We start from the raw sequence: 20,154 nt of genomic DNA, 5'->3' as shown, positions 1-20,154 counted from the left end.
CCCCCCCGGGCCTCTGGTTGGTGGAGCTGAGGGGATTCGAACCCCTGACCTTCTCATTGCGAACGAGACGCGCTACCAACTGCGCCACAGCCCCATGTTCTTCGATACAGCCACGTCGGCCAGGCCGACGCGAGAGGAAACGTTAGCACCACGATCCGGCGCGAGCCGAATCAGGTCCGGTCAGGACCCGACGGCGCGCCGCCCGGCTTCGCCACCGCGCGAGGAACGGGCCGCCTGGGCTGCCTCGTCGGCCTCCCGGGCGATGCGCGAGTCGCCCTCGGCGTGGCCCGAGGACCACACGCCGGTGGAGTCGAGGTCGATCGTGCGCACGCTGCGACGGGCGGCCGGCGCCTTGGTGACGTACGTCGGGAGGGTCACCGGCAGCGGGTCCCACAGGGTGGGGTCGACGGTCGCGGCGGCCATCGAGATCGAGGTCTCGGCCTCGGCGGCGACTTCGTCGAAGCCCTGCTCGTTGCGGGCGACCTCGAAGCTCGTGGGGACCAGCTCGATCTCGCCGGTCTCCTCGTTGACCTCGGCCACGTGGGTGACGACGGGCGCCACGAACGGACGACGCTCGCTCTTGACCATCACCCGGCAGGCGACCAGCCAGACCACGAGCAGGCCCGCCGGCAGCGCGACGTACCACCAGCTGATCAGGGCGGACGCGGAGAGCCCGACCGCCAGCAGGTTGAGGGCCAGGACCGCGCCGAGGACGCGGCGACGACGCTGGGTCGCGCGACGCGACGCCTCGCGGCGGGCCTTGACCTGCGCCGGGGTCGGGCGGACGGCGACGGTCTCGACGACCGGGGCGGAGGGGACCCGCCCGGGCGTCGCAGCCTGGTCCGCCTGCACGCCGGCCGGCTCGCGGCGCGCCAGCACACGCATGGTGTGCGAGAACCTGTCCACCGATCGGGTGCGCACGGCCTCGTCATGATGCTTGAGCGCCTTGGGCACGAGGTACACAGCCCACGCCACAGCGAGGGCAACGAAGATAACTGCGCTCAGGTCCACGCTCAGAGGTTAGGAGGCCTAGCGATTAATGAGGCTCATGTCCATAGGTGTGTCGCAAAACAACTCATGTGACTGGTGTGACTCAGGCGTGCGGACGGCGTGAATCTCACCCGGCGCGACGAGGTTGACGATCGATCGCTGAGTGGTTGCCCGGCGTTGGTCTCCGCCGACAACATCAGCGTTCCCCGGTCGGCCGGGTAAACCGACACGCAACGCCCCAGCGCGTCGTACACAGTCGTGGACAGAGGGGTCAGCGGGGCCGCTGCGTCTGATGGGGTAGTTCACACTGTCAATCACTGATGTTGTCGGGCGAAGTTCTGCCGGACATGTTCAGCGATCCCCGGTCGACCGGGGAAACCGACGGGGGCTCAATCCTCAGCCGAGGACCCGACCCACCATCCCGTCGGGGCACTCCTCGGAGGTGACGGCGTAGAGCCGGTGGTCGCGCCACTCGCCGTCGATGTGGAGATACTTCGGGGCATAGCCGACCTCGCGCACCCCGAGCTTCTCGACGACGCGCAGCGAGTTGGTGTTCTCGGGGCGGATCGCGATCTCGATCCGGTGCAGGCCGGCGGTCGTGAAGCAGTGGTCGATGACCAGCGCCACCGCGAGCGGGACCACCCCGCGCCCGGCGAACTCCCGATCGATCCAATAGCCGACCGACGCGAACTGCGCCGAGCCGCGCACGATGTTGTTGACCGTCACCTGGCCGGCGAAGCGCCCGTCGACCTCGATCGCGAACGGCATCGTGGAGCCCGAGCGGGCCATCCTGCGCAGGCGGTGGACGAGCTGGCGGAACGACGTGGGCCGCACGTCGGTGCCCGGCGGCACGGTCGCGTCCCAGGGGCGCAGCCAGTCGGCGTTGCGCTGCCGAGCCTCACGCCAGGCGGCGGCGTCGCCGTACTCCAGCGGCCGGAGCAGGACCGCCCCGTGCCGCATCCGGACCGGCCAGGCCCGCCCGCCGTCGAGCAGGCCTCCGAGGCCCTGGCTCAATGGTCGCTCCCGACGATCTGCTCCACGGCGTGCACCAGGACCGGCTCCAGCACCGCGAGACCGTCCTTCACGCCGCCGCGCGACCCGGGGAGGTTGATCACCAGGCAGCTGCCCACGACCCCGGCGAGCCCGCGCGAGAGCATCGCGGTCGGCACGCCCTTGGCCACCCCGGCGGCGCGGATCGCCTCGGCGATGCCCGGCACCTGTCGGTCGAGCAGCGGCGCGGTGGCCTCGGGGGTGCGGTCGGTGGGGGTGAGGCCCGTCCCGCCCGTGGTGAGTACGACGCGCGCCCCGGCGTCGACCGCGGCCCGGATCGCCTCACCGACCGGCGTCCCGTCGGGGACGACCGTGGGCGCGCCCACGGCGAAGCCGAGTCGGGTCAGGGCGTCGACGATCAGGGGGCCGGTGGTGTCCTCGTAGACGCCGGCGGCCGCACGGTTGGACGCCACGACGACGGCGGCGGGCAGCCCGGCGCCGCTCATCGGATCCAGTCCCCGCTCTTGCCGCCGGTCTTGGTCTCCACCCGGATGTCGGTGATCACCGCGCCCTTGTCGACGGCCTTGACCATGTCGACCACGGTGAGCGCGGCGACGGAGACCGCGGTGAGCGCCTCCATCTCGACGCCCGTGCGGTCGGTGGTGCGCACGGTCGCCAGGATCTCCACCGCCTCGTCGGTCACCGTGAGGTCGACGGTCACGCCGGAGACGGCGAGCGGGTGGCACAGCGGGATCAGCGAGGGCGTCTGCTTGGCGCCCATGATCCCGGCGATGCGGGCCACGCCGAGTGCGTCGCCCTTGGGCACGCCCTCGCCGCGCAGCAGCGCCACGACGGCTGGGGACACCAGCACGCGGCCCGACGCCGAGGCGGTGCGGGCGGTGACGTCCTTGGCGGAGACGTCGACCATCCGGGCCGCGCCGGTCTCGTCGACATGGGTCAGGCGGTCCATCGGTCCCCCATCGGGCAGTCGGCCAGCAGGCCGGTCATGTGGCTAGAAGCTCTCGTCGGGCAGCAGCACCTGCACCTGCTCGCCGGCGGAGACCGAGGTGACGTCCTCGGGCACGACGATCAGCGCGTTGGAGGCTGCCAGGTCCCCGATCAGGTGCGAGCCGTGGCCCCCGACCGGCGAGACGTGCGCCCCGCCCCCGTGGGAGCCCCCGTCGACGGCGTACTCCCCGCGGACGAACTGCCGCTTGCCGGCAGGCGAGCTGATGGCGTGGGTGAGCAGCGCGCGGTGCGTGGGACGGGCATAGGGCAGCTTGCCCATCATCTTGCGCAGCGCCGGCACGACGAACGCCTCGAAGGAGATGTAGGCCGAGACCGGGTTGCCCGGCAGCGTGAAGATCGGCGTCGCGTCCTCGCCGACCGTGCCGAACCCCTGTGGCTTGCCGGGCTGCATGCCGACCCCGCCGAACCAGACCGTGCCGAGCTCGGCGAGCGCCTCCTTGACGACGTCGAAGTCGCCCTGGCTGACCCCGCCGCTGGTCACCACGACGTCGGCGCGCACCAGCTGGTCGCTGAGCGCCTCCAGGAACGCGCGCCGGTCGTCGGGCACGATCCCGACGCGGTAGGCGATGGCGCCGGCGGCCCGGGCGGAGGCGGCCAGCAGCCAGGAGTTCCCGTCATAGATTGTGTCGTGTCCCAGGGGGGTGCCGGGCTCGCGCAGCTCGGAGCCGGTCGAGAGGATGACCACGCGCGGGCGCGGTCGGGAGCGGACCTTGTCGCGTCCGACGGAGGCGAGCAGACCCAGGTGGCGCGGCCCGAGCACGGTCCCGTGCGTCACGAGCAGGTCGCCCACCGCGACGTCCTCGCCGGCCCGGCGGATGTGCTGACCGGGCGTGGGCGCGGCGCTGACCCGGACCTGCGCGACGCCGCGGTCGGTCCACTCGTAGGGCACCACCGCGTCGCAGCCGGCGGGCACCGGCGCTCCGGTCATGATCTTGACGGCCGTGCCGGGCGACATCGCCAGCAGCCGGGCCTGGCCCGCGCCGATCTCGCCGACGACGGGCAGGTGCACCGGCGTCTCGGCCGAGGCGGTGGCCACGTCCGCGGCGACGACGGCGTAGCCGTCCATCGCGGAGTTGTCGAAGCTCGGCAGCGCGATCGGGGAGACGACGTCCTCGGCGACGGCGAGCCCGAGCGCCTCCATCAGCGACTGGGGATAGTCCGGCAGCGGCGAGACCGCGGCGAGGATCCGGTCGAGGTGCTCGTCGACGGGCGTCAGCGGGGCCGGCTCTCCCCTGCTCTGTCCACCCATACTGTGCTTACTCACGCTGTGCTCACCCATGCTGTGCTCACCCATGCTGTGCTCACCCATGCTGGGCCCCGTCGGCCCCTTCCGCGCCCAGGACGGTGCCGGCATCGACGCGCTGCGCCGACGCGGGCTTGGTCAGCTTGACCTCGCCGACGAGCTTGACGCCCTTGCAGAAGGTCCAGTCCCCGTCGACGCGCACGGCCGTGGCATCCCGCATCGAGGGCGCACCCTCGGGGAAGCGCTTGTCGAAGTCGCCGACGAGCTTGTAGTAGTCGCCGTCGAGGTCCACGAACGGCACCGGGGCCGCCTGGTCCAGGGCGTAGTCCTGCCCGAGGTCGTAGATGTCCGAGCGCAGCACCAGCAGGTCGTTGGTCGTCTTCACCGGGACGAACCGGTCGCGGCCGACCTCGATGGTCCGCGCGCCGTCGAACACCTCGATCGCCGCCCCCATCGCGGTCTCGATCTGGACCACCTCGGGGGTCGACTTGTCGGCCGGGTCGACGTTCTTGACGTTGCGGATCAGCGGCAGCCCGAGGATCCCCTCGCGGGCGATCAGCGCGTCGCGCACGGCGACCAGGTCGAACCAGAGGTTGTTGGTCGAGGTGAACCGGTGCCGGTCCAGGTCGGCCAGCGCGCCCTTGTCGGAGTCCAGCGTCTGCGCCGTCTCGCGCAGCACGATCCGGCCGTCGCTCTTGCGGCGGGCGAAGTGGCCGCCCTTGCGGTCGTTGGCCGTGCGGCGCACCGCCTCGATCGCGAACGGCGAGCCCGACTCGGCGAACCAGCCCGCGACCCGGGCGTCGGGGACCGCGCCGAGGTTGTCGGAGTTGGACACGAACGCGTAGCGGTAGCCGGCGTCGATCAGCTGGTCGAGCACGCCGCTGCCGCGCAGCGCGGTGTAGAGGTCACCGTGCCCGGGCGGGCACCACTCGAGGTCGGGGTCCTTGGGATAGCTGACCGGCGACAGGTCGCTGGTGAGCAGCTTGGGCTCCTTGTTCTGCCAGAACTCCAGCGGCAGGCCCTCGACGGGCAGGTCCTCGTAGCGCTCCAGCGCCGCCATCGTGTCGGCGGAGGTGCGGAAGCTGTTCATGAAGATCAGCGGCAGCGTCGCGCCGTACTCCTTGCGCAGGTGCAGCACCTGGCGGGCGATGATGTCGAGGAACGACAGCCCCCGGCGCACGCACAGCAGCGACTTGGCGCGATCCATGCCCATCGACGTGCCGAGGCCGCCGTTGAGCTTGATCACCGCGGTGTCCTGGATCGCCTGCGCGGCGACCGCCTCGGACACGTCCACGTCAGCGAGCGACTCCATCTCGAGGGGGTCGATCGTCGACTCCGGGATCATCCCGGTCTCTCCGTGCTCGAGCAGTCGGAAGTAGTGCGCGAACACCTCGACGGCGACCTCGTCCACCTCGGCGTCCCGCATCTTCTCGACGGCTCGCTTCAACGCTGCACTACCCATGCTCCCGATCGTAGGCTTGCCCCGTGGAACCCCCGCAATCCCCCTCGGAATCCCGCCCTTCGGACAGCGTTCCCGCTGATCTGTCGGCGGCGAAGACCGCTCTGCGAGACAGACTGCTGACCTCCCGGCACCGCCTCGCGCTGGCCGAGGTGGGCACGGCGGCGACCGCACTCGCCGGACACCTCCTGGAGACCCCCGAGATCCGGCGCGCGGCCACGGTCGCGATCTATGTCTCCTTCGGCACCGAGCCGGGCACCGGGCTGCTCCTCGACCGGCTGTACGGCGAGGGGCGGCGGGTGCTGCTGCCCGTGCTGCTCCCCGACGGCGACCTGGACTGGGCCGTCTATCGCGGCCCGGGCTCGCTGGTGCCGGCACGGATGGGGCTGCTCGAGCCGGCCGGGACACGCCTCGGCGTGGACGCGGTCGCCGGCGCCGACGTCGTCCTGGTCCCGGGGCTGGCGGTGTCCCCGAGCGGAGTGCGGCTGGGCCGCGGCGGCGGCTCCTACGACCGGGCGCTCGGCCGGGTGCCGGTGGGCACGTTCACCTGCGTCGTGCTGTACGACGAGGAGGCCGGGCTCGTCGTACCCGTCGAGGCGCACGACCGCCCGGTGACCGCGGTGGCCACGCCATCGGGCGTCACCCGCCTGCGCTAGTCCTCCTCCTCACCGGGCACCAGCAGGAGCCGGTCCTCGCCCGCGTCCGCCACGGCGCCGCGGCTGAACGGCCACGCGAGCGTCTCGCCGTCCACCCAGAGCTCGGTCTGGTCGGTGTAGTGGTCGTGGAAGGGGTGTCCGGACACGCCGGTGAGGTTGATCCAGCGCGAGTCGTCGAGGTCGGCCATCGACACCACCATCCGCATCGACGGGGCGCTGGTCACGGTGTAGCCCTCGGCGGCGTCCCACGCGGTCGCGTCGACGAGGCTGGAGCCGCCCCCGACGCGGTAGCCGTCGCGGTTGACCAGCCACTCGGCGAGCGGGTTGCCGGAGCTGCCGAGGGTCTGGCTGCGCAGGTCGAGGGTGTGCAGCCGACCCCACTCCCACTCGTCGGGGTCGACGGCCTGGCTCCGGGTCAGCTCGTCGCGTGCTGCGATCAGGGCGGCGGTCAGGATGTCGTCACGCGTCTCGACGACGTCGTCGGTGCCCCGGTCGTCCCACCACGCGTTGCGGGGCTCCTCGAGCAGCCGCTCCATGACCGCGAACCACCGCTGCCCGCCATCGGGCCACAGGCTCTCGCGCAGCTCGTCGTGGAAGGTCAGCTCCAGGACGTTGTCCCACACGACGTTGTAGTAGGCGGCCGCGGCGCTGTCGGCCGGCTGGGTGAAGTCCCACGTCTCCAGCAGCCGCTGCCCGGCGCCGTAGTAGCCGCGGGGCAGGCCGACGTCGAGCAGCCGCGGCACCAGGATCGGGGCCATCGGGTTGTGGTCGTCGAGCTGCAGGTCGAGCATCTCGTCGACCGAGAGCTCGCCCTCGGCCTCGAGCACGTCGCGGATCCGCTGGGCGCGGTAGCCGCGGTCCCAGTCGTCGGTGAGGTGGAAGGGGTAGTCCTCCCCCACGACGGCCTGGTTGGCAGCCGCGATGAACCCCTCCTCGGGGTCGAGCACGCTCGGCAGCGCGTCGGAGGGGATGTAGTCGCCGGTCCAGTCGTTCTCCGGCTTCCAGCCCTCAGACGGCAGCGTGCCGTCGTTGCCGGACTTGCGGATCGGGATCCGGCCCGGCGCCTGGTAGCCGATGTGGCCGTCGCGGTCGGCGTACACGAGGTTCTGCGCGGGTACGGCGAAGTCGGCCGCCGCCGCGCGGAACTCGGTCCAGTCGGAGGCGGTGTTGAGGGCGAGGATGGCGTCGGCGGTCGTCGACGGCTCCAGGGCGGTCCAGGCCAGGGAGACGGCATAGCCGTCCCCTTCCTCGTCCTCGTCATCCGCCCACCGGCCGCCGGCCTGTGCGTTGGCGCCGACGGTGCTGAGCTCGGAGGACACGTCGGAGAGCAGCGGGCCGTGGTCGGTCTCGCGGACCGTCAGCTCGACGTCGTCGCCGTCGCGCACCCGGATCGTCTCGGTGCGGATGTCCATCGGCCGCCAGCGGCCGGCGTAGCGCCAGCGCTCCCCCTGCAGCCGCTCGAGGTAGAGGTCGGTCACGTCGGGGCCGAGGTTGGTGAACCCCCAGGCGATGTCGGCATTGTGTCCGATCACGACCCCGGGCACGCCCGAGAACGTGAAGCCGGCGACGTCGAGCGGGCAGGACGCGGAGACGTCGCGGCAGTGCAGTCCCATCTGCATCCACACCCCCGGCATGCCGACGCCGAGGTGCGGGTCGTTGGCCAGCAGCGGCTCGCCGGTGGCGGAGTGCGCCCCGTCCACGACCCAGCTGTTGCTGCCCAGCCCGTCCCCCCGTCCGAGCAGGGCCGGGAGGTCGTCGAGGCGCTGCTGGAGACCGGCCAGGGCCCGGCGCTGGGCAGCACCCTGCGGCGTGGGAGCCAGGAACGACGGGCGTTGCGGCTTGCGGGTGCCACCCTCCTCGGCGTCCGGCTCGAAGACGCCGTCGACGACCCGGCCGGACCCGACGATCGGCGCGTGCTCGTCGTAGGGGTAGTCGGGATAGAGCTCGGCCACCTGCTCGGGCGTGTGGTCGACCGCGAGCAGCGTGCGCGCGATCTCGTCGCCCATGTTGCCGCGCAGGTCCCAGGCCATCGCCTTGAGCCAGGCCAGCGAGTCCACGGGGGTCCAGGGCTCCGGGGCGTAGTCGAGCCCGTCGAGGCGCAGCATCGTGTACTCGACGGCGATCTCGCTGGTGCCGCGACCCTCGAGGTAGGCGTTGACCCCGTCGGCGTACGACGTGAGCGCGGCGCGGGTGGCGGGCTCGACCAGGGCCAGCTCCTGCTCGGCGACGCGGCGCCAGCCCATCGTCCGGGTGAACTTGTCCGACTCCAGGCCCGCCTCGCCGAAGAGCTCACTGAGCCGGCCGGCGGTGAGGTGGCGACGCACGTCCATCTCGAAGAAGCGCTCCTGGGCCTGAACGTAGCCCTGGGCGCGCAGCAGGTCGCTCATCGAGTCGCCGTAGAGCTGCGGCACGCCGTACTCGTCGCGGACCACCTCCACCGGTGCGCTCAGCCCGGGCAGGTCGAGCTCGCCGGTCGTCTGCGGGAACGGCCGGCGCACCAGCGTCGCCCCCGTCGCCAGCGTGGCGAGCAGCAGGATCACCAGCGCCAGCGACACCCAGACCGCCCAGCGCGCCGCAGCCGGCCAGCCGCGCAGGGCTCGCCACCACCGCACCGGGGCCTCTGGCCGTGAGGTGTCCTCCGAGAGGCTGCCGGGGGCAGCGGACTGTTCCGTCATCGCTCACCCATTGTGCCGTACCATTGGCAGTCGACCGGGGTGAGTGCCAATCACCCGGGTCGATCCCAGACGAGTGACATCCGGAGGACCAGCGTGCCGACCTACCAGTACGCCTGCACCGAGTGCGGCCACGGCTTCGAGCAGTTCCAGAGCTTCAGCGACGACGCGCTCACCGAGTGCCCCGAGTGCTCGGGTCGCCTGCGCAAGCTCTTCAACGCGGTCGGCGTGGTCTTCAAGGGCTCCGGCTTCTACCGCACCGACAGCCGTGCGGCGTCCTCCGCCTCCGAGCCCGCCGCCTCGAGCAGCACGTCGTCGACGCCCGCCGCCACCCCGGCGAAGAAGTCCGAGAGCTCGTCCTCGAGCAGCACCCCCTCCGCCGCCGCCTCCTGATCCTCGCCCCTGTGGCGGGGCCCTGTGGCGGGGGCCTGTGGATGAGCGGTCCACGACGCGACGGTTTCTCCTAGCGTCGAGGGCATGGCCCAGCCTTCTTCTTCGTCGTCGTTGCCGTCGCTGTCTTCTCTGGGGATGCGCGTACGGCGCGCGGTGCTGGTCCGGCGCCGTCTCCTGGCCGCCCTGCTCGGCGCGGTCGCCGTGGCCGCCGGTGTCCAGGCCGCCGCCGCGCCACCTCCGCCGCGGGTGGCCGTGCTCGTCGCGGCGCACGACCTGCCGGCTGGCGTCGTGCTCGACTCCGACGACCTGGTCGAGGCGTCCTTCTCCCCGGACAGCGTCCCCGACGACCTGGCCGAGGGGGCGGTGGGACGCACGCTGGCCTCGCCGCTGGCACGCGGCGAGCCGCTGACCGACGTACGCCTGGTCGCGCCGTCGCTGCTCGAGGGCTATCCGGGCCTGACCGCCCTCCCGGTCCGAATGCCCGACGCCGGGATGGTCGGGCTGGTCGAGGTCGGCGACCGGATCGACGTGCTGGCGGCGGACCCGCGTGGTGAGGGCGCGCGCGTGGTGGCCAGCGACGTGCCGGTGCTGGCGGTGCCTGCTGTCACGGAGGGCCGCGACGCTCTGCCCGGGCGCCTGCTGGTGATCGGGGTGTCGACCCTGGAGGCAGCGACGGTCGCCGACGCGGCGGTGCAGGACTTCCTCAGCCTGGCGTTCAGTCGCTAGCGTGCTGAACGCGCAGCACCACTCTCGGCGCCTGACTTTCCCTAGGAGCACCACATGACCGGCTTCAAGAACTTCATCCTGCGCGGCAACCTCGTCGAGCTGGCCGTCGCCTTCATCATGGGCGGCGCCTTCGCCACGGTCGTCACCGCGACCGTCGCGGTGATCATGGACATCGTCGGCAAGATCGGCGGCCAGAAGGACTTCTCCAACTACAACCCCGGTGGCGTCTCCGTCGGCGCCTGGCTCACCGCCGTGCTGGCGTTCCTGATCCTCGCCGCGGTCGTCTACTTCTTCATCGTGAAGCCCTACTCCATCGCCAAGGAGCGCTACTTCCCCTCCGAGGAGCCCGGCACCCCCGAGGACGTCATGCTGCTCCAGGAGATCCGCGACCTCCTCGCCGCCAACGCCGCCCCGGGCACCAACAAGCTCTAACGCCGAGTCGGCGCATCTTCACCCCCGAGTCGGCGCAATTTCACCGTCGTACGGCCCGCGAGCCGGTGCAGATGCGCCGACTCAGCTGGCTCTGAGCGTGCGTTCGCGCCGACTCAGCCGTGGTGGGGCGGGACCTGGGCGCGCAGCCAGGCGTCGGTCCCGCTCTCCCCGGCACCGCGCTCACCTGCGCCCGACGGCTCGTCGCGCTCGTCGCTGGTGGTCTCGGGCAGGACATACCCGAAGACCTCGGCGAGGCGCCGGCGGCGCTGCCAGTCGGTCTCCTCGCGCTCGGGCACTAGGCGCACAGACCGTTCTCGAGCGCCTCGGCCTCGGCCAGGTCGTCGGCGCTGGTGTCGCCGTCCGGGTCGCCAGTCGGCCCATCGGTGGCCTCGTCGTCGGGAGAGCCGGAGGGGCCGTCCTGGCCCGGGGGCTTGGCTGCCGAGATCACGCCGTCGCTGAGCTTGTTGCCCAGCGGCTGGTCCTTGCGGATCTTGTCCCAGAGCAGCTCGGCGTCCTCGGTCCAGACCAGCCGGTTGGGGTCAGGCTCGTAGAACTCCCACGGCACCGTGATGAATTTGATCTTGTCGAGCCCGGTGTTCTTGAACTGCATGCCCAGGTCGGCCAGCTTGGTCAGGCTGGCGAGGTCCTCGTCGAGCATGATCGACTTGGTCGCCGCGTCGAGGAACTTGAAGAGCCGGTCGGGGCGCGACAGGGTGTCCGCGGAGACGACCTTGTTGATCATCGAGGCGATGAAGGCCTGCTGCCGCTTCATCCGGCCGATGTCGGAGTTGGCGGAGAGCTGGGTGCGCTCGCGGACGTAGTTGAGGGCCTCGCGCCCCGAGATCTCGCGGGTCCCGGCCTCGAGGTAGATGTCGTGCTCGGGGTCGTCGACGGTCTTGGGGATGCACACCTCGACGCCGTCGACCGCGTCGACCATGTCCTTGAAGCCGTTGAAGTCCACGACGACGTAGTGGTCGATGCGGATGTCGGTGAGCGTCTCCATCATCTGCACCGTGCACAGCGGTCCGCCCTCGGAGAAGGCGGTGTTGAACATGACGCCGTCCTCGGCCGGCACCGGGTCACTGCCGCGGACCTTGCACTCCGGCCGGTCGACGATGGCGTCACGCGGCAGGCTCACGCCGTACGCCGTCTCGCGGTCGGCCGAGACGTGCATCAGGATCGTGGTGTCCGAGCGCTCACCACCACCGGTGAGTCCGTCGATGTTGTTCTCGCCCTCGCGGGAGTCGGACCCCATCACCAGGATGTTGAGCGGCTCCTTGGGACCCTCGACCTCGACCTTGTCCGGGCGATCGGTGAGGATGCCGTCGTCCGAGATCGTCTCCAGGTTGCCCTCGAGGTGGCGCCACGCATAGACGACCGCCAGCCCCGTGATCAGCGACAGCACCAGGACCGTGGAGCCCAGCACGCGAAACACCGTGTGCCGCTTGGGGCGCTCGGCTCTGCGCTTCGGGCGCGGGGGCGGCGTGTCGGACAAAGGTGTCTCCCTGTCAACGGGTCCAGGACTGTGATCGAAGCCCCCCGGTGGGCAAGGAAAATCTAGTCGACCACCACAAAGTGTGCGGGCCAGCAGGCACTCCTGCAAAACGAACACCGAGTGACACCACGCGCTGCAGCTTCTCCCGTCATTCCGCACGCCCTGCCGCTCAAGAACCACCTCCCGGGGGCCGAAAGGGCTGGAGCCAGCCGACGTACTCACTCGGGAGCACCGCCGTGCCATCTTCCTCGCCCGCACCCGCCCCCACCTCAGGTGACGCCTCAGGGGTCGCCTTCACGCGTCGACTGCTGCGCCGCGGCACCCTGGCCGGGCTCGCCGCCGCCGCCACAGCCCCGCTGCTGCCGGCCGAGGCCGCCGAGGCTGTCGATGCGCGGCGTCGGGTGGCCCACCGCAGGAAGTGCAAGCACTTCCACCGCTGCCCCCTGCACCGCAACCACACGTGCCGTCACAAGCACCGCTGCAAGCACCGCCATCACCGGGCCCCGAGCACCCCGCGGCCCCCGGAGCCGGCGCCTACGCCCTCCCCCCAGCCCGAACCCCAGCCCCAGCCCACCCCCGAGCCCACGCCGCCGGGGACCGACCCGACGCTGCCGAGCGCCGAGGAGCGACACCTCACCAGCCGGTTCAGCTATGGCTTCACCCCCGCCCTGCACGCACAGGTGCGGGCCGCCGGCGGGCCACGAGCCTGGTTCGAGGCCCAGCTGGAGCCCGACCGGATCGCCGACCCGGCCGACGAGATGTCGACCTGGTGGACCTCGCTCGACCTCGAGGCCGGCGTCATCGCCCAGCGTGACCGCGACGAGGTCGAGGGCGGCTGGCAGGCGATGGCCAACTACGCCCGCTGGGCGCTGCTGCGCCGGATCCGCTCCGAGCGGCAGGTGCTCGAGGTGATGGCGGAGTTCTGGGAGCACCACCTGCATGTCCCGCTGTACGACGACGGCGTCTTCCCGTTCCGCGCCGCCTACGGCAAGCTCATCCGCTCCCATGCCCTGGGCCGCTTCGACGAGATGCTCGTCGCCGCCGTCACCCACCCCGCGATGGGCGTCTCCCTCGACAACTCGTCGTCGACCAAGCGCGCCCCCAACGAGAACCTCGGTCGCGAGCTGCTCGAGCTGCACACCGTCGGGCGCGGCAACCACAGCGAGGACGACGTGAAGGCGTCGGCGCGCATCCTCACCGGCTACCGCGTGGACACCTGGCGCACCTGGAAGGTCTGGTACGACGCGCCCAGCCACTGGGTGGGCCCCGTCAAGGTGCTCGGCTTCAGCCACGCCAACGCCGCCACCGACGGTCGACCGGTCGCCGAGGCCTACCTGACCTACCTCGCCCGGCACCCGAGGACCGCCGAGCGGCTGGCCCGCAAGCTCGCGGTGCGCTTCGTCTCCGACGAGCCGTCCGCGGCGCTGGTGTCCCACCTGGCGAGCGTCTACCTCGCCGAGGGCACCGCGATCCGCCCGGTGCTGCGTGCGCTGGTCACCAGCGAGGAGTTCCGCAGCGCCGCCGGGTCGAAGGTGCGCACGCCCACCGACGACGTGGTCGCGACCTATCGCGCGCTCGGCACCACGATCAACAAGCCGATCTCGAGCAGCTCCGCGGCCAACCAGATCCTCTGGCAGACCTCGTCGATCGGCCAGGAGCCCTTCGACTGGCCCCGGCCGGACGGCCAGCCTCAGACCAACCAGGCCTGGTCCTCGGCCTCACGCCTGCTGGGCTCCTTCGACGTGCACTACTCGATGGCCGGACGGTGGTGGCCCAGCAAGGAGATCTCCTACCCGACCCACCTCTCGCGCCTGCCCGCGGAGCGGATCCGCTTCGACGCGCTGGTCGACCACCTGTCGCGCACCCTCCTCGGCCGGCCGGCGTCGGCGCGGATGCAGAAGGCGTGCAGCGAGGCCCTGACGCTTCCCCCCGGCGAGATCGTCACCGCCACCCACGCGCTCGTGCGCTGGCGGATGCCGATCCTGCTGACGACCCTGCTCGACAGCCCCGAGCACATGCTCCGATGAGCACGACGACCCCCTCGACCCAGGCCGTGAGAGGCACCATGAGCAACCAGATCCAGCCAGCCGGCGACGGCTGCTGCTCCGACTATCGGGGTGCGTCGCGGCGCGGCTTCCTGCGGGGCGCGATGGCGCTGGGCGGCGCCGCCGCGCTGACCGTCGCCCACGGCGCCGCCGCCACGACCACGTCGTACGCCGCGAGCGGGGTGGCCGAGCAGGTCATCGTCGTGCTCTCCATGCGCGGCGCCGCCGACGGGCTCAGCCTCGTCGTGCCGCACGCCGACCCCGTCTACTACGCCTCCCGGCCCTCGATCAGCGTCGCCTCCGACCGGCTGCTGGCCAAGGACGGCATGTTCGGCCTGCACCCCTCGCTGGCCCCGCTCCTCCCGCTGTGGAGCGCCGGCAAGATGGCGGCCGTCCACGCCACCGGGCTGCCCGCACCCAACCGCTCGCACTTCTCCGCGATGGAGGAGCTCGAGGACGCCGACCCCGGCTCCGACGCCCGCGTCGGCTGGCTCAACCGGCTGGTCGGCCGCGACGGCGCCGGCTCCCCCCTCGAGGCGATCCAGATGGGCGGCGGTGTCCCGTCGACCGCGATCTCGGGCCCGCAGCCCGTGCTGGTCACCTCCAGCGTCGACGACGTCCGCCTCGCCGGCCCGACGGGGGCCGGCGAGGAGGCCGCGCGTCGCCGGGCGCTGGCCACCGCCTGGGGCGACACCCCCGGCGACCTCGCCGTCGGCGCTCGCTCCGCCCTGAGTGTGGTCGCCGACTTCGCGCCGGTGCGAGCCTCCGGCGCGGACCCCGCCAACGGCGCTGTCTATCCCAAGGGGGATCTCGCCACCGCGCTCCGCTCGACCGCCCGCACCATCCGCGCCGACGTGGGCGCAGAGATCATCACCGTCGACCACGGCTCCTGGGACCACCACACCTGGATCGGCTCGCCCACCAGCGGCAACCTGAAGAACATGGCCGACGCGTTCGCCGGCTCGGTCGCCGCCTTCTTCACCGACCTCGGCCCGCTCGCGGACAACGTCACGCTGGTCACCGTCAGCGAGTTCGGCCGCCGCGTCGTCGAGAACGCCAACCAGGGCCTCGACCACGGGCACGGCAACGTGATGTTCGTGATGGGCGCCGGGGTCAAAGGGGGCAAGTACTACGGCAACTGGCCGGGCCTCACCAAGACCAGCGACGCCGACCTGCTGGTGACCACGGACTATCGCAGCGTGCTCAGCGAGGTCATCGTCTCCCGCTTCGGCGCGTCGTCGGCCCAGGTGTTCCCGGGCTTCCAGCCGGAGAGCGTCGGAGTGATGACCAGCCTGTGAGGCGCCCCTGCGACGTCGGGGCACTCGTCGTACGTGGCAAGATGTCCGCCGACGTGCTCCCCGGGCGACCGGGCCGAGGCGTCGCGCCCCAGTAGCTCAGTGGATAGAGCAGCCGCCTCCTAAGCGAAAGGTCGCCAGTTCGACTCTGGCCTGGGGCACCACCTCTCCACCGACCGACGGGTAACTGGAGGAGTTCCCTCACCCGCTGCGTGAGCATCTCCAGTTACTTGCCGGTCGGGCTCGCGACGGCGGTTTCGAGACGCTCGCTCCTCAACCACCGGAGAGCTCAGAGGGTCTCGAAGGTGATCCCCGCGCGCTGGAGCCGCTCGATCAGGTGGTCGCCCATCGCCTGGACCGTGGTGACCTGGCCGGCGGTCGGCGGGTTGTCGTCGAGGGCCAGGCACAGCGCCGACTCGGCGAGCATCTTCGCGGTCTCGTCATAGCCGGGGTCGCCGCCGGAGACCCGGGTGTGCACGGTCCGCCCGCCGCCCTCGCCGACGAAGTCGACGGTGAACCACGACTTCTCGCGCCGGCTCTCGTCGGGGCCCTCGCCCTGCTTGACCTTGCCAAGCAGCAGGTTGCGCACGGGCTTCACCTGCGCGGCGAGGCCCAGGGCACCGACACCCAGCGCCCCACCGGCGGCGTAGTGCAGCGTCTTGGTGCCGGCGTAGTGGGAGTAGCGGAAGCGCGGACCGTACGCCGGCAGCGCGGCGCCGCTGCGCGCGACGACGAACGGGTCCAGCGTCGGCATCGGCAGCAGCCAGTAGCCCAGCTCCTTGTCGCGCTGGGGCTTGCCCGCGACCGCGCGTGAGGAGCGGCCGGTGAGGCGCCCCTCGGCCCGGCGACGCGCGGTCGAGGCGGCCTTCATCTCGCGCGGGCGCGACATCGCGGTCATCGCCGAGTGGAAGGTGCCACCCGAGAACATGCCGCCGGCGCGGACCACACCGCGCACGGTCAGCGGCACGTCGTCGGGCAGCTGCTGGACGGTGAAGTAGGCGCCGAGGTCGTGCGGGATCGAGTCGAAGCCGCACGCGTGCACGATCCGGGCGCCGGTGCGCTCCGCGGTCGCGTGGTGGGCCAGCCACATCCGGTCGACGAACTCGGGCTCACCGGTCAGGTCGACATAGTCGGTGCCGGCCTCGGCGCACGCGGCGACCAGCGGCTCGCCGTACGTCAGGTAGGGGCCGACCGTCGTGGCCACGACCCGGGTACGACGCGCGAGGTCGGCCAGCGAGGCCGGGTCGGTCACGTCGGCCGCGAGCAGCGGCAGCTCGGCGAGGCCCGGGTCGATGTCGGCCAGGTCGCGCCGCACCCCCTCCAGCTTGCCGGGGTTGCGCCCGGCCAGTGCCCAGCGCAGCCCGTCGGGGGCGTGGCGGGCCAGGTAGGCGGCGGTCAGGGCGCCGGTGAAGCCGGTCGCTCCGAGAAGGACGATGTCGAAGTCGCGCTCGTCAGCCATGCGCCCCATCGTGACAGGCCGCCGGTCGCGGAACCGATGTGTCTCGGCGACCGTCTCATCCGGCGACCCACCGACCCACCGACTCATCGACCTGGAGGAGCGCCACATGCCGGCCGACGAGAGCACCTCCCCCACCCCCACGCCCCGACCGGGACAGCGCGGACGGCTGGCGATCGCCGGAGTGTCCGTCCTCGCCGTGGTCGGCGCCTTCCTCGCGGGCACGCAGGTCGACGACCCCGACGATGGCCGGGCCGACGGCCGGGCCGACGCGTCCGGTGCCTCCACGGACAGCTCGGCAGCCGGCGAGTCGATCGACCGGGCCGACGACAGCTACGACGCCGGCGCCGGCTGGCGGGCGCAGACGACGGGAGCGCTCACCGGGGCGAGCTCGTGCGACGACGTGCTGGCGGCGTACGTCGAGCGCGGCGTGGACCTGGTCGGGCCCTGGGGGTGGGAGATGGAGTACGGCATCCTCGAGCTGGGCTTCGGCCGCGACGCCATGGCGGGGGCCCGGGCCGAGAGCCCCGCCATGCAGAAGGCCACCTCCAGCGCCACCGGCACCAACGTGCAGGAGCAGGGTGTCGACGAGCCCGACGTCGCCAAGACCGACGGCGAGCTGCTGGTGCGCGTCGAGGACGACCACCTCACGACGTACGACGTGGCGGGGCGCAAGGTGCAGCAGCTGGGCCGGCTCCCGCTGGCGGACATCGTGGAGGCCCGGGTGCTGCTGGTGGGCGACGAGGCGCTGGTGGTGGGAGCCGACGAGGCGGGCTACTGGGAGGACCCCCGGACCCGGACCCTGCGCGTGGACCTGAGCGACCCGGCGGCGCCGGTGGTGGTCGACGAGCGCGTCTATGACAGCGCCTTGGTCGAGGCCCGCCAGCACGGCGAGGTGGTCCGGCTGGTGCTGCAGAGCGGGCTGCCCGACCTCGACTTCGTGGGCGCCCGGGGTGGGCGGAGCAAGGAGCAGGCCGTGCGTCGCAACCGGGCGATCGTGCGGGCCACGACGATCGACGACTGGCTGCCGACGGTGACGATCGAGGAGGGCCAGGGCTCCGCGCGCACCGACCTGCTGGCGCAGTGCGAGGACGTCGGGCTGCCGGACGAGGGTGGTCTGGGCACGCTCGCCGTCGTGGCGACCGACCTCGCCGCCGGCGCCGACGACCCCGGCTCGGCCACGGCCATCGCGACCGACAGCCGGGTCGCCTATGTCGGGGCCGATCGGATCTTCGTGGCCACGACGACCTGGTCCTGGTTCGGGCGGCCGGCCGCGCGCCGCGCCGCCGACGAGGGCGTCAGCGACGTGCACTCCTTCGCCCTCGACGGCACCCGCACGACGTACGTCGCCTCCGGCGAGGTCGACGGCGCGATCGCCGACCGGTGGGCGATGGACCACCACGACGGCACGCTGCGTCTGGCTGTCGGACGCACCTCGGCGACCGGCGACTTCAACTCCGTCGTGACGCTCGAGGAGAGGGGCGACCAGCTGGTCGAGGTCGGGCGGCTCGACAAGCTCGGCATCGGCGAGGACATTCAGTCGGTGCGCTGGTTCGCGGACCTCGCGGTGCTGGTGACCTACCGCCAGATCGACCCGCTCTATGCCGTCGACCTCAGCGACGCGACGCGACCGCGCAAGCTCGGCGAGCTGAAGATGCCCGGCTTCTCCGACTACCTGCACCCGCTCGGGCCCACGCGGATGATCGGGATGGGCGTGGCCGGGGACGCCCGCGGGCGCACCCGGGGCGGCCAGGCGGCGCTGTTCAACCTGACCGACCTGACCAACCCGCGGAAGGCGTCGCAGGTGGAGTACGGTCCCCGCTCGCAGGCGATGGCGGGCCAGGACCCGCGTCAGTTCACCTGGCTGCCGGAGAGCCGGACCGCCCTGACCGTCGTCTCGCGGGGCTGGACCGGGCGCACCGGGTGGGTCTCGGTGCTGCGGCCGGTCGACGGGACGCTGCACAACCGGATGGTCGAGGTGGAGCACGGTCACGACGTCGATCGGGTCCGGCTGCTGCCGCTGCCCGACGGGCGGGTGCTGCTGGTGACCGGGGACGGGGCGCGGTTCTTCCGGGTCTGATGCCGTCAGGCGCAGCCCTTCAGGGGGAGGGCCCTGCGGCGTACGCTCGAGCGCATGTGTCGCAACATCCGCACGCTCCACAACTTCGAGCCGCCGGCGACCCACGACGAGGTCGCGGCCGCGGCGCTGCAGTACGTCCGCAAGGTGAGCGGCACGACCAAGCCGTCCCAGGCCAACCAGGCGGCCTTCGACGAGGCGGTCGCCGAGGTCACCGCCGCCACCCATCGGCTCCTCGACCGGCTGGTCAGCGCCGCGCCGCCCAAGGACCGCGCCGTCGAGGCCGAGAAGGCGCGGGCCCGCGCCGCGCTGCGCTACGGACGATGACGCTCACCTCCACGACCGGCACCTCGGTCCGCAGCCCCGACGCGCTCGCGCCCGCCCTGGATCTGCTGGCCAGTCGACCCTTGGTGCTGCTCACCGGTGCGGGGCTGAGCACCGACTCCGGCATCCCCGACTACCGGGGACCGATGGCGCCGGCGCGGCGGCCGATGACCTACCAGGAGTTCGTCTCGGGGCCCGAGGCCCGGCGCCGCTACTGGGCCCGCAGCCACGTGGGCTGGACCCGGATGCGCCACGCCGATCCCAACCCCGGCCACCACGCGACCACCCGGCTGGCCCCCGAGCTGCTGATCACCCAGAACGTCGACGGCCTCCACGAGCGGGCCGGCACGCCGCGCGTCGTCGCGCTGCACGGCCGGATCGCCGACGTCGTCTGCCTCGGCTGTCGCGCCGTGACCGCCCGCGCGGCCCTCCAGGAGCAGCTCGCCGCGCTCAACCCGGGCTACGCCGAGACGCACGCAGACGTCGAGGTGCGCCCCGACGGGGACGTCGACCTCGACGACACCGCCGACTTCGTGGTGCCGGACTGCCCGTGCGGCGGGCTGCTCAAGCCGGACGTCGTGTTCTTCGGGGAGAACGTGCCGGCGCCCCGCGTCCAGCGCTGCTTCGACGCCGTCGACGCCCTGGCTGCCGGGGAGGGGGCCGGCTCGGGCGGTGCGCTCGTGTGCGTCGGGACGTCACTGAGCGTGATGAGCGGCCTGCGGTTCGTACGACGCGCGGCCAAGGCCGGCGTGCCGGTGGTGATCGCCAACCGGGGCGTCACCCGCGGCGACGAGCTCGCGTCGTACGCGGTGGAGACGGGGTGCAGCGAGTTCCTCGCCGAGCTGGTGGCGCGACGAGGCTAGGGGCCTCAG

The 20,154-nt window shown here is 72.2% G+C and carries 19 protein-coding genes and 2 tRNA genes; 10 read left to right on the top strand and 11 right to left on the bottom strand.

What is annotated here, in order from left to right; translation table 11 throughout:
* Nucleotides 1–18 precede the first annotated feature (18 nt).
* The 7 genes from ACYU7L_RS08980 to ACYU7L_RS08950 all read right to left on the bottom strand — a co-directional run bounded on the left by ACYU7L_RS08980 (nucleotide 19) and on the right by ACYU7L_RS08950 (nucleotide 5,714).
* Nucleotides 19–94: transfer RNA gene (locus ACYU7L_RS08980), tRNA-Ala, on the bottom strand.
* Between the two features lie 86 nt (nucleotides 95–180).
* Nucleotides 181–1,011, bottom strand: a complete 831-nt coding sequence (gene sepX, locus ACYU7L_RS08975; protein ID WP_460795209.1) for a divisome protein SepX/GlpR — start codon at nucleotides 1,009–1,011, stop codon at nucleotides 181–183.
* A 375-nt stretch (nucleotides 1,012–1,386) separates the two neighbouring features.
* Nucleotides 1,387–1,950, bottom strand: a complete 564-nt coding sequence (locus ACYU7L_RS08970; RefSeq protein ID WP_460796636.1) for a GNAT family N-acetyltransferase — start codon at nucleotides 1,948–1,950, stop codon at nucleotides 1,387–1,389.
* Nucleotides 1,951–2,000: 50 nt separating this feature from the next.
* The gene (locus tag ACYU7L_RS08965; protein ID WP_460795207.1) at nucleotides 2,001–2,486 is read right to left on the bottom strand and encodes a MogA/MoaB family molybdenum cofactor biosynthesis protein; all 486 of its coding nucleotides are present in this window, start codon (nucleotides 2,484–2,486) and stop codon (nucleotides 2,001–2,003) included.
* Nucleotides 2,483–2,950, bottom strand: a complete 468-nt coding sequence (gene moaC, locus ACYU7L_RS08960; RefSeq protein WP_460795205.1) for a cyclic pyranopterin monophosphate synthase MoaC — start codon at nucleotides 2,948–2,950, stop codon at nucleotides 2,483–2,485. Before moaC ends, ACYU7L_RS08965 begins: the two co-directional genes overlap by 4 nt.
* A 42-nt stretch (nucleotides 2,951–2,992) precedes the next feature.
* On the bottom strand, nucleotides 2,993–4,273 hold the full coding sequence (gene glp, locus ACYU7L_RS08955) for a molybdotransferase-like divisome protein Glp (protein ID WP_460795203.1): 1,281 nt from the start codon (nucleotides 4,271–4,273) through the stop codon (nucleotides 2,993–2,995).
* A gap of 37 nt (nucleotides 4,274–4,310) precedes the next feature.
* The gene (locus ACYU7L_RS08950) at nucleotides 4,311–5,714 is read right to left on the bottom strand and encodes a UTP--glucose-1-phosphate uridylyltransferase (RefSeq protein WP_460795201.1); all 1,404 of its coding nucleotides are present in this window, start codon (nucleotides 5,712–5,714) and stop codon (nucleotides 4,311–4,313) included.
* A gap of 23 nt (nucleotides 5,715–5,737) precedes the next feature.
* On the opposite strand from ACYU7L_RS08950, the gene ACYU7L_RS08945 reads away from it, so the two are divergent.
* Nucleotides 5,738–6,367, top strand: coding sequence for a 5-formyltetrahydrofolate cyclo-ligase (locus ACYU7L_RS08945; RefSeq protein WP_460795199.1), 630 nt, complete (start codon nucleotides 5,738–5,740; stop codon nucleotides 6,365–6,367).
* Here ACYU7L_RS08945 and ACYU7L_RS08940 read toward each other — a convergent pair.
* Entirely contained in the window at nucleotides 6,364–9,042 is a 2,679-nt protein-coding gene (locus ACYU7L_RS08940) for a penicillin acylase family protein (RefSeq protein WP_460795197.1), read from the bottom strand. The genes ACYU7L_RS08945 and ACYU7L_RS08940 overlap by 4 nt on opposite strands.
* A gap of 93 nt (nucleotides 9,043–9,135) precedes the next feature.
* On the opposite strand from ACYU7L_RS08940, the gene ACYU7L_RS08935 reads away from it, so the two are divergent.
* The 3 genes from ACYU7L_RS08935 (at nucleotide 9,136) to ACYU7L_RS08925 (ending at nucleotide 10,590) form a co-directional block, all read left to right on the top strand.
* Entirely contained in the window at nucleotides 9,136–9,432 is a 297-nt protein-coding gene (locus ACYU7L_RS08935) for an FmdB family zinc ribbon protein (protein WP_460795194.1), read from the top strand.
* A gap of 84 nt (nucleotides 9,433–9,516) precedes the next feature.
* Nucleotides 9,517–10,158, top strand: coding sequence for an SAF domain-containing protein (locus ACYU7L_RS08930; protein ID WP_460795192.1), 642 nt, complete (start codon nucleotides 9,517–9,519; stop codon nucleotides 10,156–10,158).
* 54 nt (nucleotides 10,159–10,212) lie between these two features.
* Nucleotides 10,213–10,590 carry an MscL family protein gene (locus ACYU7L_RS08925; RefSeq protein WP_460795189.1) on the top strand — a complete coding sequence of 126 codons (378 nt, stop codon included), beginning with the start codon at nucleotides 10,213–10,215 and terminating at the stop codon, nucleotides 10,588–10,590.
* A 113-nt stretch (nucleotides 10,591–10,703) separates the two neighbouring features.
* On the opposite strand, the gene ACYU7L_RS08920 is transcribed toward ACYU7L_RS08925, so the two are convergent.
* Nucleotides 10,704–10,895, bottom strand: a complete 192-nt coding sequence (locus ACYU7L_RS08920) for a hypothetical protein (RefSeq protein WP_460795187.1) — start codon at nucleotides 10,893–10,895, stop codon at nucleotides 10,704–10,706.
* The gene (locus tag ACYU7L_RS08915; protein WP_460795185.1) at nucleotides 10,886–12,016 is read right to left on the bottom strand and encodes an LCP family protein; all 1,131 of its coding nucleotides are present in this window, start codon (nucleotides 12,014–12,016) and stop codon (nucleotides 10,886–10,888) included. The genes ACYU7L_RS08920 and ACYU7L_RS08915 overlap by 10 nt, the downstream gene beginning before the upstream one ends.
* A 305-nt stretch (nucleotides 12,017–12,321) precedes the next feature.
* Here ACYU7L_RS08915 and ACYU7L_RS08910 point away from each other — a divergent pair, with 305 nt between their 5' ends.
* The 3 genes from ACYU7L_RS08910 (at nucleotide 12,322) to ACYU7L_RS08900 (ending at nucleotide 15,589) form a co-directional block, all read left to right on the top strand.
* Nucleotides 12,322–14,112 (top strand): DUF1800 domain-containing protein, encoded by a 1,791-nt coding sequence (locus tag ACYU7L_RS08910; RefSeq protein WP_460795183.1) that lies wholly within the window; start codon nucleotides 12,322–12,324, stop codon nucleotides 14,110–14,112.
* 38 nt (nucleotides 14,113–14,150) lie between these two features.
* Nucleotides 14,151–15,428, top strand: a complete 1,278-nt coding sequence (locus tag ACYU7L_RS08905) for a DUF1501 domain-containing protein (protein ID WP_460795182.1) — start codon at nucleotides 14,151–14,153, stop codon at nucleotides 15,426–15,428.
* 85 nt (nucleotides 15,429–15,513) lie between these two features.
* A tRNA-Arg gene (locus ACYU7L_RS08900) sits at nucleotides 15,514–15,589 on the top strand.
* Nucleotides 15,590–15,714: 125 nt separating this feature from the next.
* Here ACYU7L_RS08900 and ACYU7L_RS08895 read toward each other — a convergent pair.
* Nucleotides 15,715–16,884, bottom strand: coding sequence for a saccharopine dehydrogenase family protein (locus tag ACYU7L_RS08895; protein WP_460795179.1), 1,170 nt, complete (start codon nucleotides 16,882–16,884; stop codon nucleotides 15,715–15,717).
* 106 nt (nucleotides 16,885–16,990) lie between these two features.
* Between ACYU7L_RS08895 and ACYU7L_RS08890 the strand changes: the two genes are divergently transcribed.
* From ACYU7L_RS08890 to ACYU7L_RS08880, 3 genes are read left to right on the top strand one after another with little or no spacing between them, the layout of a single operon-like run.
* Nucleotides 16,991–18,961, top strand: a complete 1,971-nt coding sequence (locus tag ACYU7L_RS08890) for a beta-propeller domain-containing protein (RefSeq protein WP_460795177.1) — start codon at nucleotides 16,991–16,993, stop codon at nucleotides 18,959–18,961.
* Nucleotides 18,962–19,015: 54 nt separating this feature from the next.
* The gene (locus ACYU7L_RS08885) at nucleotides 19,016–19,285 is read left to right on the top strand and encodes a DUF2277 domain-containing protein (RefSeq protein WP_460795175.1); all 270 of its coding nucleotides are present in this window, start codon (nucleotides 19,016–19,018) and stop codon (nucleotides 19,283–19,285) included.
* The gene (locus tag ACYU7L_RS08880; protein WP_460795173.1) at nucleotides 19,282–20,145 is read left to right on the top strand and encodes a Sir2 family NAD-dependent protein deacetylase; all 864 of its coding nucleotides are present in this window, start codon (nucleotides 19,282–19,284) and stop codon (nucleotides 20,143–20,145) included. Before ACYU7L_RS08885 ends, ACYU7L_RS08880 begins: the two co-directional genes overlap by 4 nt.
* Nucleotides 20,146–20,154: the final 9 nt, after the last annotated feature.

The organism is Nocardioides pacificus (genome assembly GCF_054775955.1).
The sequence above is the reverse complement of the archived record's forward strand: the minus strand, read 5'-3'. Positions and strand labels throughout refer to the sequence as shown.

Excerpts from the sequence above, each read along its gene's own strand:
- ACYU7L_RS08905 (WP_460795182.1), top strand. The coding sequence starts at position 14,151 with ATGAGCAACCAGATCCAGCCAGCCGGCGACGGCTGCTGCTCCGACTAT.
- ACYU7L_RS08885 (WP_460795175.1), top strand. The coding sequence starts at position 19,016 with ATGTGTCGCAACATCCGCACGCTCCACAACTTCGAGCCGCCGGCGACC.
- ACYU7L_RS08950 (WP_460795201.1), bottom strand. The coding sequence starts at position 5,714 with ATGGGTAGTGCAGCGTTGAAGCGAGCCGTCGAGAAGATGCGGGACGCC.
- ACYU7L_RS08925 (WP_460795189.1), top strand. The coding sequence starts at position 10,213 with ATGACCGGCTTCAAGAACTTCATCCTGCGCGGCAACCTCGTCGAGCTG.
- ACYU7L_RS08880 (WP_460795173.1), top strand. The coding sequence starts at position 19,282 with ATGACGCTCACCTCCACGACCGGCACCTCGGTCCGCAGCCCCGACGCG.
- ACYU7L_RS08965 (WP_460795207.1), bottom strand. The coding sequence starts at position 2,486 with ATGAGCGGCGCCGGGCTGCCCGCCGCCGTCGTCGTGGCGTCCAACCGT.
- ACYU7L_RS08895 (WP_460795179.1), bottom strand. The coding sequence starts at position 16,884 with ATGGCTGACGAGCGCGACTTCGACATCGTCCTTCTCGGAGCGACCGGC.
- moaC (WP_460795205.1), bottom strand. The coding sequence starts at position 2,950 with ATGGACCGCCTGACCCATGTCGACGAGACCGGCGCGGCCCGGATGGTC.
- ACYU7L_RS08940 (WP_460795197.1), bottom strand. The coding sequence starts at position 9,042 with ATGACGGAACAGTCCGCTGCCCCCGGCAGCCTCTCGGAGGACACCTCA.
- ACYU7L_RS08930 (WP_460795192.1), top strand. The coding sequence starts at position 9,517 with ATGGCCCAGCCTTCTTCTTCGTCGTCGTTGCCGTCGCTGTCTTCTCTG.
- ACYU7L_RS08970 (WP_460796636.1), bottom strand. The coding sequence starts at position 1,950 with ATGCGGCACGGGGCGGTCCTGCTCCGGCCGCTGGAGTACGGCGACGCC.
- ACYU7L_RS08890 (WP_460795177.1), top strand. The coding sequence starts at position 16,991 with ATGCCGGCCGACGAGAGCACCTCCCCCACCCCCACGCCCCGACCGGGA.